The 15016-nt window shown below is 65.4% G+C and carries 14 protein-coding genes; 2 read left to right on the top strand and 12 right to left on the bottom strand.

The genetic code is table 11. The features are described from left to right. Positions 1-15 precede the first annotated feature (15 nt). The 5 genes from PAM7066_RS17025 to PAM7066_RS17005 all read right to left on the bottom strand — a co-directional run bounded on the left by PAM7066_RS17025 (position 16) and on the right by PAM7066_RS17005 (position 4755). A complete protein-coding gene (locus PAM7066_RS17025; RefSeq protein WP_217639996.1) occupies positions 16-1275 on the bottom strand; it encodes an ABC transporter substrate-binding protein in 1260 nt (419 codons plus the stop codon). A gap of 132 nt (positions 1276-1407) precedes the next feature. After that, positions 1408-2430, bottom strand: a complete 1023-nt coding sequence (locus PAM7066_RS17020) for a LacI family DNA-binding transcriptional regulator (protein WP_085855421.1) — start codon at positions 2428-2430, stop codon at positions 1408-1410. Between the two features lie 134 nt (positions 2431-2564). After that, complete coding sequence (locus PAM7066_RS17015) at positions 2565-3449, bottom strand: alpha/beta fold hydrolase (RefSeq protein ID WP_085855420.1); 885 nt, start codon at positions 3447-3449, stop codon at positions 2565-2567. A 162-nt stretch (positions 3450-3611) separates the two neighbouring features. Next, positions 3612-4331 (bottom strand): glutathione S-transferase family protein, encoded by a 720-nt coding sequence (locus tag PAM7066_RS17010; protein WP_085855419.1) that lies wholly within the window; start codon positions 4329-4331, stop codon positions 3612-3614. Further along, on the bottom strand, positions 4321-4755 hold the full coding sequence (locus PAM7066_RS17005; RefSeq protein ID WP_085855418.1) for a VOC family protein: 435 nt from the start codon (positions 4753-4755) through the stop codon (positions 4321-4323). The genes PAM7066_RS17010 and PAM7066_RS17005 overlap by 11 nt, the downstream gene beginning before the upstream one ends. A gap of 88 nt (positions 4756-4843) precedes the next feature. Between PAM7066_RS17005 and PAM7066_RS17000 the strand changes: the two genes are divergently transcribed. Further along, the gene (locus PAM7066_RS17000) at positions 4844-5524 is read left to right on the top strand and encodes a winged helix-turn-helix transcriptional regulator (RefSeq protein ID WP_175484712.1); all 681 of its coding nucleotides are present in this window, start codon (positions 4844-4846) and stop codon (positions 5522-5524) included. A 50-nt stretch (positions 5525-5574) separates the two neighbouring features. Here the strand turns inward: PAM7066_RS17000 and PAM7066_RS19420 are convergent, their stop codons facing one another. The 7 genes from PAM7066_RS19420 to PAM7066_RS16965 all read right to left on the bottom strand — a co-directional run bounded on the left by PAM7066_RS19420 (position 5575) and on the right by PAM7066_RS16965 (position 12997). After that, positions 5575-6078: a DUF1801 domain-containing protein gene (locus tag PAM7066_RS19420; RefSeq protein WP_085855457.1), complete on the bottom strand. Its 504-nt coding sequence runs from the start codon at positions 6076-6078 to the stop codon at positions 5575-5577. Positions 6079-6223: 145 nt separating this feature from the next. Continuing rightward, positions 6224-6454, bottom strand: a complete 231-nt coding sequence (locus PAM7066_RS16990; protein ID WP_217639995.1) for a hypothetical protein — start codon at positions 6452-6454, stop codon at positions 6224-6226. Between the two features lie 6 nt (positions 6455-6460). Next, a complete protein-coding gene (locus PAM7066_RS16985) occupies positions 6461-8497 on the bottom strand; it encodes an NADH:flavin oxidoreductase (RefSeq protein ID WP_085855416.1) in 2037 nt (678 codons plus the stop codon). Positions 8498-8919: 422 nt separating this feature from the next. After that, the gene (locus PAM7066_RS16980; protein WP_245749744.1) at positions 8920-9918 is read right to left on the bottom strand and encodes a LacI family DNA-binding transcriptional regulator; all 999 of its coding nucleotides are present in this window, start codon (positions 9916-9918) and stop codon (positions 8920-8922) included. 46 nt (positions 9919-9964) lie between these two features. After that, entirely contained in the window at positions 9965-11461 is a 1497-nt protein-coding gene (locus tag PAM7066_RS16975) for a tripartite tricarboxylate transporter permease (RefSeq protein WP_085855415.1), read from the bottom strand. A gap of 12 nt (positions 11462-11473) precedes the next feature. Then, complete coding sequence (locus tag PAM7066_RS16970; protein WP_085855414.1) at positions 11474-11881, bottom strand: tripartite tricarboxylate transporter TctB family protein; 408 nt, start codon at positions 11879-11881, stop codon at positions 11474-11476. Between the two features lie 60 nt (positions 11882-11941). Continuing rightward, the gene (locus PAM7066_RS16965; RefSeq protein ID WP_085855413.1) at positions 11942-12997 is read right to left on the bottom strand and encodes a type 2 periplasmic-binding domain-containing protein; all 1056 of its coding nucleotides are present in this window, start codon (positions 12995-12997) and stop codon (positions 11942-11944) included. Between the two features lie 205 nt (positions 12998-13202). On the opposite strand from PAM7066_RS16965, the gene araD reads away from it, so the two are divergent. After that, positions 13203-14945: an L-arabinonate dehydratase gene (araD, locus tag PAM7066_RS16960; RefSeq protein ID WP_085855412.1), complete on the top strand. Its 1743-nt coding sequence runs from the start codon at positions 13203-13205 to the stop codon at positions 14943-14945. Positions 14946-15016 lie beyond the last annotated feature (71 nt).

Here is a 15016-nt window from a genome sequence, read left to right as displayed (position 1 = left end):
CGCGCCGGGTTCAGATCAGCGGAAGTCCCAGGCCTCTTGCACGCGGGCCGCGGCTTCCTCCGGCGTCGTCGCGCCGGCAACCAGGTCCGCCGAGACGTCGTTCACGGTCGCACCCACGGATGCCCCCAGGAACTGGTCGAGGAAGATCTGGTGGTAGTCGGATTCCGAGATGTCCGTGGCCACACGCTGGAAGAAGGCGTTCTGCAGCGCCTGGTCCGCGCCCTTGACGATGGGAATGAAGATCCCCCGCTCGGCGATCGTCTCCTGGTTCTCGCGGTTCAGCATGAAGGTCAGGAAGTCCACCGCAGCCTCGGAAGCGTCTGCCGTGACCGCCCATCCGTTGATGCCGCCGAGCGTCGCGTTCGCGCCGCCCTCGGTCACCGGGTCCGAGATGGTCGGGAACGCCATGATGGCGAGTTGCTCGTCCGACAGCCCCTCTCCGTCCGTGGCACGGCCGCGCATCGGCAAGTAATCCCAGTCGCCCATCAGGTGGAAAGCGCCTTCGCCATCGGCGAACATGCCCGAAGCGGTCTCGTAGGTCGTGCCCATGACGCCAGGTTGAAACGGGTCCATCTCGGCCAGCTCGACCAGATCCTCGCCCGCGGCAACGAAGGCTTCGCTTTCGAAGCTCATCTCGCCGCCTTCCATGGCAGAGGTCACGACGTCGGGCCCGCCTTCGCGCAGGGCGAGGTAGCTCCAGTAGAAATGCAGCGGCCACTTGTCCTGCCCGCCGGCGATGATCGGCGTGACGCCAGCGTCCTTCAGCGTCTGCACGGCCTGCAGGAAGTCGTCCCACGTCTCGATGGATTCGTGATCCACGCCAGCCTGTTCGGTCAGTTCGGTGTTGACCCAGAAGATCACCTCGGTCGCGTAGAGCGGCAGACCGTAGAGCGATCCATCCACCGTGTAGGCCTCGAGCGCCGCTTGCGGGAAGCCCGACAGGACATCCTCGGACACGACATCGCCGATGGGGCGCAGGAACCCGGCTTCGGCCTGTTCGCGAAGCGTCTCGCCCCCCCAGGAGTAGAACAGGTCGGGCCGGGCGTCCGACTGCAACAGGGTGGGAAGCTTCGACTTGTAGGCTTCGTTCGCGATGTACTCGAAGACGACGTCCACGTCGGGATGCTCGGCCTCGTAGGCCCGCTCGACTTCCGAATAGAAGACCTGCTCATCGTCGCCCGGCTGCACGCGGAGGATGTTGACCTCCGTCTGCTGGGCCTGAGCGGCCCCGGTACCAAGGGCCAGGGCAAGCGCGGTGGTTGCATAAAGCTTCATGATTTCTCCTCCCATGACGGGCGATTCACTAGGTGCCCGATCCTTGACTAACGTACCTCATTTCATTGCAGATGAAAGGGGGTTCCGGACTTCGTTGCTTGCGACCAGAAAACACCGCGCGCAACCCGGCGTCTATGGAAGGTTGTCGCGCAGAAAGATCTCGATCCCGACGCAGTTCTCGTCCTTGTGAAACGGCTTGCCGTTCGAAAGAGCGACGAGCGTTCGAACGGCCGAGCGCGCCTCGCGCGCCGGATCCTGACGGATGACGGCGTCGATCTTGCCGGAAAGCAGCCAGCCCCGGGAATGCTCGGTCAGTTCGTGCACGACGATCGGCGGCAAGGTATCGAGGCGTTCCAGCGCGGCGACAACCCCGCGGTTGCCGGCACCGATGCTGTAGACTCCCACGATGTCGGGCGCAGTCGACAGAAGCTGGGTCAAGAGCCGCTCGGCCGTGCTGGCATCGTCGAGCGCCTCGATCGGCGGCAAGGCCTTCAGGCTCGGGAAATCTGCACCGAGGACCTGCTGAAAGCCGAGGTATCGCTCGGCATGATCCTGCACGACCATCGAACCCGCCACGACGGCGATCCGTCCGGATGCACCGCCACAGAACCGGCCCAGCAGCCCCGCCGCCGTTCGTCCGGCCCAGATATTGTTGATCCCGATGAAATGCGCGCGCAGATCCGAGGGGAGATCCGAGACCAGCGTCACCACCGGCAGCTTCCTCTCCCGCAACAGGCGCACCGCCTCGCGCACCCCCGGTGAATCGACTGCGACGAACGCGACGCCGTCGAACTGGTCCGGCTGGATGACCATCAGCTCCTGGCGCAGGGCGCCTTCGTCGAACGGGGGGACGATCCGCACCACGACCTCGACGCCTTCGGCGGCGAGCATGCCGGAATACGCGACGACTTCCTTCTCGAGCAAGCGCATGAAGCTGTTGGCGCCGCTCGGAAGCAGGAACAGGAACCGAAAGCTGCGGCCTCGGGACAGGTTGGCCGCCGCGGCGTTCCGAACATAGTCGAGCGAGCGCATCGCATCCTCGACCCGCTCTCTCGTTGCGCGGCGGACGGAGTGCCGGCCGTTCAGAACGCGATCGACGGTCGAAAGGCTGACCCCGGCGACGCGCGCCACATCATGGATAGTCGATCGTGCCATCTGTCTCTGTTCTCGCTTGACCAACGTCTGTCACAGAACTGCTCGGCCTTCAAGAAAGACAGGGATAGGCAGCTCGCATCTCGGCCGGGCGAGGGAAGGTCCGCCGCCGCGTCTTTCGACGACGCGGCCTCCGGTCAGTCGCCTGCCGTCGCGATCCGGTTCTCGATCAGGGGCGCCAACCATCGGGCGCGTCGCATGATCGACAGATGCGTGGTATCCGGCAGGACGGCAAGTTGCGCCCCGATCAGCTTCGACATGTGCGCGGCGTGGTCCACCGTCGTGAAGTCGGCGTCACCCAGCACGATCAGGGACGGGACTTCGATCGACGCGAGTTCTTCGTCGGTCCATCCCCAATCGCTGACCATGAAGGCCTGCAACTGCGCAAACGTGCGCTGGAACTGTTCCGGGCCGTCCGGGTTCGCGGCGAAGCCCGCCTGTATCTTTCCGAAATCCTCTTCGGTCGGCATCAGTTCCAGGACCTCGGGCGACGGCGGGCTCCCGGGGTTGCGGTTCATCTCGGCGATGGCGGGGTGCATGCCATCGACGTTCTGGCTGACCGAGATCGCAGTGAGCGTTTCGAGCCGGTCCGGCGCGGCGACGCCGAGGTCGAGTGCCAGCATACCGCCCATGGAGAAGCCCACGACATGCACGCGTTCGACCTCGAGCGCATCGAGCACCGCGAGCGTGTCGGCGCGCATCGCCTCCAGCGAAACCGGGGTCGCGCGCCCGCCGGTACGTCCATGTCCCTGTTGCTCGACACCGATCACCGGGCGTTGTTTCGCCAGTATCGGAAGCAGATCGCCGAAGTCGCCATGGATCGAGCCCATGCCGCCATGCAGGACCAGAAAGGGCACGTCGCCCGAGCCGAGGTCACCGTGGACTTCGTAATAGATGTCGAGATCGCCGGACATGGCGCGAGCGCCAGTCTCCTGCGCTGATGTGGGAAGCGCCAAGACGCCGCAGAGCGCGATGGCGGCCAGCAGGATCTTGCGGGGTTCCAGGGTGGGACGGCCAGGCATGTCAATCTCCTTTCCGGAGCGCTTGAGCGGTGTTACGTCTGGCAAGCCGCCTGCCCTGCCGATGGTCCCGAAAGAGGTAGTCCTTCGTGATAGGCGAGGCCGCGCGTGCCCATTCGGCACAAGCCTTGTTCGGAATGGAGCCCAGGAGTCCGGCCCCGTAGCTCATGTCATCTCTCTCTGCCGTGCTTGCCGTTCCGCCATCCGCGTCTCGAAGCCGGGCGGCGGATTGCCGGTGAACCCGGCCATCTGCGCGGTCAGCGCCCGCTGAAAGGCTGGGCGTTCGGTGCCCCGGGCGATGTAATCGACCAGGTTGGGGAAGGCCTCGACGAGACCCTCGCCCTCGATGATCCGCAGGACGCTGACCATCATCAGGTCGCCCGGGCTGAAGCTGCCGGCAAACCAGGCGGCGCTGCCGAGCCTGTCGGACGCTTCCTGCAACCGCTCGGTGATCCGCGCGTCGATCCCCGGCAGGCGGGGCGCCGACCACGGCTCCCCCGCCTCGAAGAGTGTCGCCGTGGCCCGGTCCGTGATCGGTGGCTCCACGGTGTTCAGCGCGGCGAAGAGCCATTCGAGCGACCTCGCCCGCCCCGCCGCATCCTCGGGCATGAGGCCGGGGAACCGCTCTGCGATGTACCAGACGATGGCGCCGCTTTCGAAGAGCGTCAGGTCGCCCTCCTCGTAGGTCGGTACCTGGCCGAATGGCTGGAGCGTGCGATGCGCGGCGTCCTTCTGCCGGCCCTGGGGAAGGAGGCGAACAGCGTAGTCCCTTCCGACCTCTTCCAGCGCCCAGCGGACGCGCAGGTCGCGGACCTGCCCCTTGGCGAAGTCCGGCACCCAGTCGTAGGCGGTGATCGTGATCGGTGCGTTCGGGTCAATCGGCATCGGCCATCTCCGCCGGTCCCATCTCGGCCGCATCGGCGCTCATCCACATGGGCTCCCAGATGTGGCCGTCGGGATCGCCAAAGCTGCGCCCATACATGAAGCCGTTGTCCTGCGGCGGGCAAGGATCGGCCGTGCCGCCCGCAGCCGCCGCGGCTTTGATCATGGCGTCCACCGACGCCATGTCCGCGCGGCTGATACAGAGCAGAACCTGCGCCTCGGCCGCGGGATCGAGCCTGCGGCGGTCGGTGAAGGCCGACCAGAAGCCATGGGTCAGCAGCATCACCCGGATCTCGTCCGACAGGACCATGCAGGCGGCGAATTGATTGGTGAACCTGGCATCCCCGACGAAGCCGACCGCCTCGTAGAACGCCCTCGACCGGTCGAGGTCAGCCACCGGCAGGTTGATGAAGATCATCTGTGACATCGCGTTGCCTTCCGAGTCGCGCCGTCGATATGGACAAGCTACGAGAGGACCGTTATAAAAAGCAACTATGAAGTCACTAAAAGTAACTATGCCTGAGGCAGGCCCCCACGGACGTTGGTACCAGGATGCATGCGGAACCGCCTTCGGCCTGGAGCTTCTGGGCGAGCGCTGGTCGCTGCTGATCGTGCGGGAACTGATGTTCGGGCCAAAGCGCTTCAGCGACATTCGCGCGAACCTTCCGGGGATCAGCGCCAAGGTGCTGACCGAACGTCTATCCGGCCTCGAGGCCAGCGGAGTGATCATCCGGACGACCGCGCCCGAACCCACGCCGGCGCAGCTCTATGGCCTGACCGAGTGGGGCCACGAAGCCGAGCCGATCATCCGGGAACTCGGCCGCTGGGCCGCCGCCTCGCCATTGCACGACCCCACGCTGCCATTGTCGCCCGCCTCGTTCATGCTGTCGCTGCGAACGATGATGGATGCCGAGGCGGCGCGGGATATGGAGATCGCGGTCGTCTTCTCCATCGGCACGGCGCAGTTCACCGCTCGGCTCGCGAACGGCGCGATGCCGGTGGAGCGCGGCGAGACGGAAGCTCCCGATCTGCACTTCGAGGCCCCGTCGGCGCCGCCCCTCGCGGCCGTCTTCTATGGGGAAGCGGAGCCCGACGCAGTCAGCGTGCGTGTCATCGGAGACCCGGAACTGCGTCGAACCTTCACCGCCCTTTTCAACCTGCCAAGGCCGCACCCATTGGCTCGAAGCGGGCGCTAGCACTGGTCGGTCGGGCATCGATCATGCGGATGTTTCTCACGGCGCGACCGCTACAGGGACACACCCGGCAGCCGGCAGGCCTGTTTCACCCAATCCTCGATCAAGGCTTCATCCAGTTCATCCTCTTGATGGATGTCGAGATAGCGGGTGCCCTCGATCTTGGAGCTCTTGGGCGGGACGGGCGATAGCGACGTTCCGCGCATGAAGGTCAGCTGGACGTATCGCTTGTAGCAATACATCGAAAAGAACCACCCATCGTCCTTGCCATACAAGGGGGTGTTCCACTTGACCGCCTTCCTGACCTCCGGAAACGCGCGCTCGACCAACGCGTCGATCCGGCGACCGACATCACTTTTCCAGCCGGGCATTGCTGCGATGTATGCCTGAACCGGTCCGTCACCGTCACCTTTCGGGATCTGGGGATTGCCGCTCGACAGAAGCTTCGGTTTTTCGTCATCGGTCATTGTCGGCACCCTCTTGTGAGCAGGTCCTGCGCGTTCCGCGATGGCTCGGGGTCGCAGGTCCAGCACCTTTTCCAGCTTGTCGAAGAACATCGCCCAACCCCGCTTTCGCGCCACCATAGGCCTGTTTCTGGTCCGCCTTGAACCCCGCGCGCTCCATGCGCAGACGGGTGCCCTTCGCGGTTGGGGTGAGCGTCCATTTTCCACGGCGTCAATTCCAGTCATGCGTCCGTCCGTTTCAGAGGATCTCCGAGGTCGTCACCCCCCAGAAGCCGGTCATTTCATCCGTCCAGTCACGCAACTGCGCCAAAGCCTGGCACCTGGCGCTGTAATTCGTGCTGCGGCCTTCAGAAGCCCGAGATGTTTCGCGACCGCTGGTTGCGCAATCGGTCCGCGCGCCCACAGGAAGCTCTCGTTCCCGGCAAAGCCTTTCCAGGATCGCCCGTCGGCTCAGATCGTCTTCGTCCATCACCTCTCAAAGAACCTTGCACAGCCGCAATGCGTCGTAGATCGCCGCATGAGTGTTGCGCGCCGCGACCGCATCGCCGATCCGGAACAGCCGGTAGGTGCCCTCCAAGTTGCGCACCACCTCCTGAGGGCGACCTTCGACCAGCGCCTCGTAATCCACCTCGCCCAGGTTTGCTGAGCCGTCGCGCAGGTCGAAATAGACTTGGTCGAGCGGCCTCGTGCCGTGGTTGACCACCACCTGGTCGACGCGTCGCTCCCGGGTGACGCCGCCATAGTCGCTGCCGAGGGTCGCGAGCAGAGCGTTGCCGTCCTTGCGTACCGCGTCGAGCTTCCAGGTCACTGTGAAGGTCACGTCCCGCTGCTGAAGCTCGCGCATGGACGGGGTCAGCGACATGGCCATCACCTCGGATGCGACGGTGCGGTCGCGGGTCACGATCTCGACCTTCGCCCCTGTCGCGGCGATCCTTTCGGCCGCCTGAAGACCGGCGTAGTCACCGGCATCGTCGTAGATGAGGACGTTCTCACCCGGCGCGACATCACCCGAGAGGATGTCCCAGGCCGACACGACCAACGGGTTGCCCTCGATCAGCACGTCGGTGTGTGGCAGCCCGCCGGTGGCGACGATGACGACGTCCGGGGCCTCGTCGAGCACGGTTCCGGCATCGGCAAAGCTGTTGAAGCGGAAGGTGACGCCCATGCGGGTGCACTCCTCGAACCGCCACTGGATCAGTTGGATCATCTCGGCCCGGCGGGGCGTCCGGGCCGTCAGCCGCACCTGCCCGCCCGGATCGCTGGCCGCCTCGTGCACGATCACCTCGTGGCCGCGCTCCGCAGAGACCCGCGCCGCCTCGAGCCCAGCGGGCCCGGCGCCGATGATGACGACACGACGGCGCACCTCGGCCCTTGGCACCACGTGCGGTTGCTCCAGCTCGCGGCCGGTGGCCGGGTTGTGCAGGCAGAGCGCCATGCCACCCTGGTAGATGCGGTCGAGGCAATAGTTCGCGCCGACGCAGGGCCGGATGCGCGCCTCTTCGCCGCGCAGGATCTTGGCGACGATGTGCGGGTCGGCCATGTGCGCGCGGGTCATTCCCACCATGTCGAGCTTGCCCGATGCGATGGCGTGGCGCGCCGTCGCCACGTCCTGGATCTTGGCGGCGTGGAACGTGGGAAACTTGGTCGCGGCCCGGATCTCGCCGGCGAAGTCGAGATGCGGGTTCGACGGCATGCCCTGCACCGGGATCACGTCGGTCAGCCCCGCATCGGTGTCGATATGCCCGCGGATCACGTTGAGGAAGTCGACCAGGCCGCTCGCCTTCAGTCGTTGCGAGATCTCGATCCCGTCCTCCTTCGTGATGCCGCCGGCCATATCCTCGTCGGCCACGTAGCGGATGCCCACCAGGAAACCCTCCCCTACCCGCTCGCGGATCGCCGCCAGCACCTCCATCGAGAGCCGCATCCGGTTCTCGAGGCTGCCCCCGTAGGTGCCGTCGAGGTCGTTCGTGGCAGGCGACCAGAACTGGTCGAGCAGGTGGCCGTAGGCCTGAATCTCGATCCCGTCGAGCCCTGCCACCTTCATTCGTTCCGCCGCATCGGCGTAGTCCCCGACGATCCGGCGGATGTCCCACTCCTCGGCCTTCTTGGGGAACGCCTTGTGCGAGGCCTCGCGCTCGTGGCTCGACGAGACGACGGGCAGCCAGTCCGCCTTGTCCCACCGGGTGCGGCGCCCGAGGTGGGTAAGCTGGATCATCACCGCGCAGTCGTGGTCGTGGCACTCGTCCGTCAGCTGCTTCATCCAGCCGACCACCTCGTCCTTCCACGCAAGGATATTGTTGAAGACCGGCGGGCTGTCGCGTGCAACCGAGGCCGATCCGGCAGTCATCGTCAACGCCACTCCGGCCCGGGCACGCTCGGCATGATAGGCGCGGTAGCGTTCCTTCGGCATGCCGTCCTCCGGGTAGGCGGGTTCATGGCTGGTGATCATCAGCCGGTTCTTCAGCCGCAGATGCTTCAGGTCGTAGGGCTGGAGAAGAGGGTCGTTCGACATGGTGCACCTCCCGGGCGTCCTGCACCGAGGGATGACACAAATGATCACACATGTCGCAGCGCCTATTCCGAGACGTTCACCCAAACTGTCCTGAACCTCGTCATGGCCTTCCACGACCCGGACCTGTTCGAGCCGCAGCTCGATTTCACGCTTCGAGGTTGGGCGCACCGGTCGGATGCCGTCAACGCGGCGTGCGAACGGCGGCTGGTTGCGATCCGCGCGAGGTTCGAGCGCTTCGGGTTCCCGCCCCGGGACGCCGGGGTCCGTGTGCGCGCCGTCCATCTCGTGCAGATCAGGTTCAGGAAGACCGGGCGATCCGGGCGAGCCGCGTGCCGGCTCATTTGCAGACATATTGCGGCGCCGAGCCCACGCGCAACGAGCTTGACCCATCGATCAAGGTCTGCGCGCTCCGTTGGCCGGGTTCAAACCGAAGCGCGATCGATTATCTCGAAGTTCAAGGCGGTCACGGGTGCGGCGATGTTCCGGCCCTCGATCCGGTCGAGTATGGTGTTGGCCGCTGTCTGACCCAGATGCTCGAGGTCGATGCGCACGCTCGTCAGGGACGGCTCGAGGTGGCGTGCGAAGTCCTGGTCTCCGAACCCCATCACCGCGAGATCTCCGGGGACCGCGATGCCTCGGGATTGCGCCTCTATCAGAACGCCGTGCGCAATGATGTCCGAGCTGCAGTAGACGATGCCACCCGCCAGGTCGTGCGAGTCCAGGAGCCGGGCGAGCCCCTCGCGGCCCGCGACGATGCTGGCCGGGCCGCACACGTCGAAGTCGGGAACGGCTCCCGCGGCGAAGCGGTCTGCGAAGGCCGCGCGCCGGCGCCTGGCCCGTTCGTCGGATGCCGTGACGGTCGCGGCCTTGCGATAACCACGTTCAAGGGCGAACCCGGCCGCCGCGCGGGCGGCGCCGGCGTGATCGAAGCCCACGCAGAGGTCGATCGGGGTGTCGGTCGTATCCCAGAGCTCGAGCACCGGAATGCCCGCCCCCAACAGCCGCCGCCGGGCCTGCATGGAATGATGGATGCCGGTCAGGATGATCGCGTCCGGCTGGCGGGACAGATGGGCCAGGATCGCCTCTTCCTCGTCTGCCTGGCTGAAGCCTGTCTCGGACAGGAGGATCTGGTACCCGTGCGTCCTGAGCCGTTCGGACAGGGCCCGGATCATCGATGAATAGACGACGTTGGTGATCGACGGCACCAGCGCGCTCACCAGCCGCGACTTGCGCGAGGCAAGCGCGCCGGCGACAGCGTTGCGCACGAATCCCGTGACCTCGATCGCCTCGCGGATCTTCTCGAGCGTTTTCGGCGAGACCTTCGAGGGGTCGCTGAGCGCGCGGCTGACGGTCACCTGGCTGACCCCCGCCATGCGCCCCACATCCTCCATGGTGACGCGGCGGTGTCGGGCGAAGTTCATTCGATCATTGGGCATCGCGTCTTGAACCACTGCATTGCACTGACGATCAAGAGGGATCGGCGACCTGACCGGCTTTCTTCCGCGACATGGCGATCGAGCCCGCGATCGATCCGGCGATGAGGATCCACAGGACGACCGCGATCCAGCTCTTGGTGAAGAAGATCGACAGGGTGCCGAACGATTCCAGGCTCTTGACGAAATAGACTTCTGCGGACGGACCCAGGATGAACCCGATGATGAAGGGCGCGATCTCGAGCCTGAGCTTCACCGCGAGCCATCCGAAGACGCCGAAGATCAGAAGCGTCCAGACGTCGAACATGATGCCGTAGTTGATCGTGTATGCCCCGATCACGCACATCATCAGGATCACGGGGAAGAGGATGTGCTTGGGCACCGTGACCACCAGCGCGAAGTAGCGGATCGCGAAGTACATCATCGCGAACATCACGAGGTTTGCGATGAGCATGGCGAAGATCATCGCGTTCCACGTGGTCGGGTTGTTCCCGATGAAGAGCGGGCCCACCTGGATGCCCTGCAACGTGAAGGCACCGATCAGCAGCGCCGTGGTCGAGTCGCCCGGGATGCCGAGCGACAGGAGCGGCACCAGCGCGCCCCCCGTCAGGCCGTTGTTGCCGGCCTCGGACGCCATGATGCCGGCGGGCTCGCCTTTCCCGAAGCGCTCCGGGTGCTTCGAGAACGTCTTGGCGTTCGTATAGCTGATGATCGAGGCGGCCGAGCCGCCGACACCGGGCAGGATGCCCACGAAGGTGCCGATGCCGGACGACCGGATCAGGTTCAAGGTCTGCCCGCGGAAAACCGAGAACGAGAAGCTCGACGATTTGCCGATCGCGATCTCGTCCGATGACGCGGCCGAGGGCACGCCCCGCTCGGCCTCTTCCAGGATGGCTGCGAGGCCGAAGAGGCCGATGAGGACGGGCAACAGGGCGAAGCCCCCATCGAGCCAGTATTCCGTTCCGGGGGGCACGAGGCGCAGCTCTCCGTTGCCGCCGTCCGAGATGTCGTAGACGCCGACCAGCGACACGAAGACGCCGAGGACCCCCGAGAAGATCCCGAGCAACATGTCCGACGACAGCGCCGCCATGACCGACAGCGCGAAGAAGATGATCAGGAATTTCTCGACATACGAGAAGCGGATGGCGAAATCCGCCAGCGTCGGCGCAAAGAGCCACAGGATCAGAAGCGAAATCAGTCCGCCGACAAGGCTCGACACGATGCCGATCCTGAGGGCTGCCTCCCCCTCGCCCCGCTGCGCCATCGGCACCCCGTCGAAAGTCGTCGTGATCGACGATGGCGTCCCCGGTATGCCGAGCAGGATCGCTGGCACCAACCCGCCGGAAATCCCGCCGACATAGAGGCCCAGAAGCAGCGCAAGGCCGTTCTCGAGCCCGAGGGAATAGGTCAACGGCAGCGACACGGCGACGGCCATCGTCGCGGTCATGCCGGGGATGGCGCCGAAGACGATGCCGACGAAGACGCCGCCGACGATCAGCGACAGGAACAGGGGCGTAATGATCTCGAACATCTGATCGGACCCTCAGGGCAGAGTGAGGAAAAGGGGATAGGTGAACAGCCACCAGACGAATGTCGGGCCGACGACAGCGACGATCGCCAGGGGAATGATCCCGCGCAGGGTCCAGTCGTGCATGAAGAGAAGGCCGGACAGAAAGACGAAGGGGACCGAGCAGAAAAGGAAGCCGTATCCGGTGTTCGGCCAGAAGTTCCCGACCGGGACCATCAACGAAAAGTAGATCAGCGTCAGGACGAGCGTTCCGAAGAACCGCTTCTTGTCCATCCAGCCCAGCGTCTCGCGCCAATAGCTACCGGCGGCGGCGATCCTCCGGCGGTCGCGGACGAGGATCGCGAGACCCAGTATCGCGAGGATCACGCCGATCACCGTGGGAAAGACCAGATGGGACGTCTCGAAGTCAATGGTGATGTTCATTTGCCCCTCCCCAAGGTAGCTGCCCGGCCGGAGAGCCGGCCGGGCGAACGGTTCAGACGATCAGGACGCGTCGCCCGAGATCTCCGAGATCACCTCTTCGTAGGTGCTCCGCTTGTCCTGCAGGTGCTGCTGCGCCTCTTCGGTGGGCAGGTAGTTCGGGATGAAGAAGGCCGCCTTCTGACGCTCCTGGATCGTCCCCTCCTCGTAGATCTCCGCCAGCGCGGTATCCACGGCGTCGATGAATTCCTGCGGGGTCTCCTGGTTGAAGAGGAAGAAGAACTCCTTGTCGAAGGTGAAGTTCTCGCCCTCCTCGTTCACAGGCACGCTGGAGTTCGGCGCCGCGTATTGCAGCAGCTGATCGCGCGTCGTGTCGCCCATTCCTTCGGCCGGCGCCTGCTCCAGCGTCTCGGGACGTGCGGTCACCCAGACGAAGCGCATCGCTTTCTGGTCGTCCTCGGGCAGCTGCGTGAACTGCTCGTTGGCCTGGATCGAACCGTTGATGACGTCGGCCAGATCGTCCCACATCGCCTGGTTCTTGTCGGATTGCGAACCCGTGTTGACGGCGACGATGTTCTCTTCCGAGCCGGGCGAGCGCAGACGGGCCGCGTTCTTCATGGCCGAGAAGCCGATCTCGGACACGCCGCCGGGCTGGATGGCGACGCGCACCCGCTCGCCGCTTTCGGCCGCCGCCAGGATGTCTTCCATCGACTGGTAGGGGCTGTCCTTCGGCACGAGATAGGCGTTGCCGGGGTTGATCGCGACGGTCGGCCCGACCGTGTAGTTCTCGAACGGGTTGTCGTAGCCGGTCACGCCGTAGAGGTTCCCCAGATACGACTGGTCGTGGAACATCATCATCGTGGTACCGCGGCTGTCGCGGTCGAGCGCCTTGAACGCCTCGGTCGCGCCGACGGCATCGACCTTGATGTTCACGCCCAGCTTTTCGCTCAGCGCGTCCGCCACGATGGCCGAGTTCTGGTAGGTGTCGCCCCCTGTCGAGGTGGAGCCGATCACGAGCCGGATGTTGCGCGGAAGATCTTGCGCGGCAGCCATCATCGGTTGCGCGAGCATCGCGGCGGCGGATGCTGCGGCAAGAAGATATCTACGGGTGATGGTCATGGTTTCCTCCCTTGGCCAGTCGCGTTGGCCGTTGTGGTCATGCAGCATGTATGCGCATACACGCTAAACGAACACAACCGGCGCACTCTGTCAACAGCATCCAAAAGCGCCGCTGAATTCGAAATTGCGCAGGGGGTGCGGTTGACCGCAAGCAATGGATGCGCATACATTAATGTAAGAGAATTTTGCCCGGCAGGAGACGAGAATGAGCGCGAAACCCAAGAAGACCCCCGACACCCTTCGCTCCTCGCGCTGGTTCGGCCCGGATGACCTGCGCAGTTTCGGGCACCGCTCGCGGATGATGCAGCTGGGCTATGCCGAGGAAGAGTTCCGCGGCCGTCCGATCATCGGCATCCTGAACACGTGGTCCGACCTGAACTCGTGCCACGGCCACTTCCCCGAGCGGGTGAAGGACGTGAAGCGCGGCGTGCAGATGGCCGGCGGCTTCCCGGTCGAGATGCCCTCGCTGTCGGTGGACGAGAGCTTCACCAAGCCGACCTCGATGCTCTACCGCAACATGCTCGCGATGGAAGTGGAGGAGACGATCCGCAGCCACCCGCTAGACGGCGTCGTGCTGATGGGCGGCTGCGACAAGACCACCCCAGGGCTCGTCATGGGGGCGATCACCGCCGGCGTGCCGATGATCTACCTGCCGGCGGGGCCGATGCTGCGCGGGCACTACGCGGGCAAGATCCTCGGGTCCGGGTCGGACGCCTGGAAGTATTGGGACGAGCGTCGTGCGGGCAATATCAGTGACGAGGAATGGCTCGGCATCCAGGGCGGCATCGCGCGCTCGGTCGGCACCTGCATGACCATGGGCACGGCCTCGACGATGACGGCGATCACCGACGCGCTCGGCCTGACCCTGCCCGGCGCCTCCTCGATCCCTGCCGCCGATTCGGGGCACCAGCGCATGTCGTCCGAATGTGGCCGCCGCATCGTCGACATGGTCTGGGAAGACCTGACGCCGGACCAGATCCTGACCGACGCCGCGTTCCGGAACGCGGCCATCATCGCGATGGCCACGGGCTGCTCGACGAATGCCGTCGTCCACCTGATCGCCATGGCGCGCCGCGCCGGCGTGGACCTGACGCTCGACGACCTCGATGCGCTCGGTCGCACGACGCCGCTGGTCGCGAATGTCCGCCCGGCCGGGAAGGACTACCTGATGGAGGACTTCTTCTATGCCGGCGGCCTGCGTGCCCTGATGAAGCAGATGGAAGAGCGGCTCGAGACCTCCTGCCTCACCGTCACCGGCAAGACCATCGGAGAGAACCTCGAAGGGGCCGAGGTCTACAACGACGATGTGATCCGCCCGCTGTCCAACCCGGTCTATCACGAGGGATCGCTGGCGGTGCTGCGCGGCAATCTCTGCCCCGACGGCGCCGTGATCAAGCCTGCCGCCTGCGATCCGGCCTACCACGTCCACGAGGGTCCGGCGCTGGTCTTCGACAGCTACCCCGAGATGAAGGCGGCGGTGAACGACCCCGATCTCGACGTGACGCCGGATCACGTGATGGTGCTGCGCAATGCAGGGCCGCTCGGCGGGCCGGGCTTTCCGGAATGGGGCATGTTGCCGATCCCGACCGCTCTGGTTCGCCAGGGGCATCGCGACATGCTGCGGATCTCGGACGCGAGGATGTCGGGCACCTCCTACGGGGCCTGCGTGCTGCACGTGGCGCCCGAAAGCTTCGTCGGCGGCCCCTTGGCGCTCTTGAAGACCGGCGACATCGTGCGACTGGACCTGCCGAACCGCACGCTCGACATGCTGGTCGACGAGGCCGAGCTGGAGCGGCGTCGTGCCGACTGGACCCCGCCCGAGCCGAAGTTCCAGCGCGGCTGGGGGCACATGTTCTCCAAGCACGTCACCCAGGCCGACAAGGGCTGCGACTTCGACTACCTCGAACGCGGGCACGGCGAGGCGGCAGGCGAGCCGGAGATTTACTGATGGCACATGATCTGGATGCGGCCCTGCGGGGCATCTCGGGGATCCTCGTGACGCCCTATGACGACCGGGGC

The sequence above is a fragment of the Palleronia marisminoris genome (assembly GCF_900172315.1).
GTDB lineage: Bacteria > Pseudomonadota > Alphaproteobacteria > Rhodobacterales > Rhodobacteraceae > Palleronia > Palleronia marisminoris.
Note: the sequence above shows the minus strand (reverse complement) of the source record. Positions and strands in the feature narration are given on the sequence as shown.

Excerpts from the sequence above, each read along its gene's own strand:
- PAM7066_RS17025 (WP_217639996.1), bottom strand. The coding sequence starts at position 1,275 with ATGAAGCTTTATGCAACCACCGCGCTTGCCCTGGCCCTTGGTACCGGG.
- PAM7066_RS17020 (WP_085855421.1), bottom strand. The coding sequence starts at position 2,430 with ATGGCACGATCGACTATCCATGATGTGGCGCGCGTCGCCGGGGTCAGC.
- PAM7066_RS17015 (WP_085855420.1), bottom strand. The coding sequence starts at position 3,449 with ATGCCTGGCCGTCCCACCCTGGAACCCCGCAAGATCCTGCTGGCCGCC.
- PAM7066_RS17010 (WP_085855419.1), bottom strand. The coding sequence starts at position 4,331 with ATGCCGATTGACCCGAACGCACCGATCACGATCACCGCCTACGACTGG.
- PAM7066_RS17005 (WP_085855418.1), bottom strand. The coding sequence starts at position 4,755 with ATGTCACAGATGATCTTCATCAACCTGCCGGTGGCTGACCTCGACCGG.
- PAM7066_RS17000 (WP_175484712.1), top strand. The coding sequence starts at position 4,844 with ATGCCTGAGGCAGGCCCCCACGGACGTTGGTACCAGGATGCATGCGGA.
- PAM7066_RS19420 (WP_085855457.1), bottom strand. The coding sequence starts at position 6,078 with ATGTTCTTCGACAAGCTGGAAAAGGTGCTGGACCTGCGACCCCGAGCC.
- PAM7066_RS16990 (WP_217639995.1), bottom strand. The coding sequence starts at position 6,454 with ATGGACGAAGACGATCTGAGCCGACGGGCGATCCTGGAAAGGCTTTGC.
- PAM7066_RS16985 (WP_085855416.1), bottom strand. The coding sequence starts at position 8,497 with ATGTCGAACGACCCTCTTCTCCAGCCCTACGACCTGAAGCATCTGCGG.
- PAM7066_RS16980 (WP_245749744.1), bottom strand. The coding sequence starts at position 9,918 with ATGAACTTCGCCCGACACCGCCGCGTCACCATGGAGGATGTGGGGCGC.
- PAM7066_RS16975 (WP_085855415.1), bottom strand. The coding sequence starts at position 11,461 with ATGTTCGAGATCATTACGCCCCTGTTCCTGTCGCTGATCGTCGGCGGC.
- PAM7066_RS16970 (WP_085855414.1), bottom strand. The coding sequence starts at position 11,881 with ATGAACATCACCATTGACTTCGAGACGTCCCATCTGGTCTTTCCCACG.
- PAM7066_RS16965 (WP_085855413.1), bottom strand. The coding sequence starts at position 12,997 with ATGACCATCACCCGTAGATATCTTCTTGCCGCAGCATCCGCCGCCGCG.
- araD (WP_085855412.1), top strand. The coding sequence starts at position 13,203 with ATGAGCGCGAAACCCAAGAAGACCCCCGACACCCTTCGCTCCTCGCGC.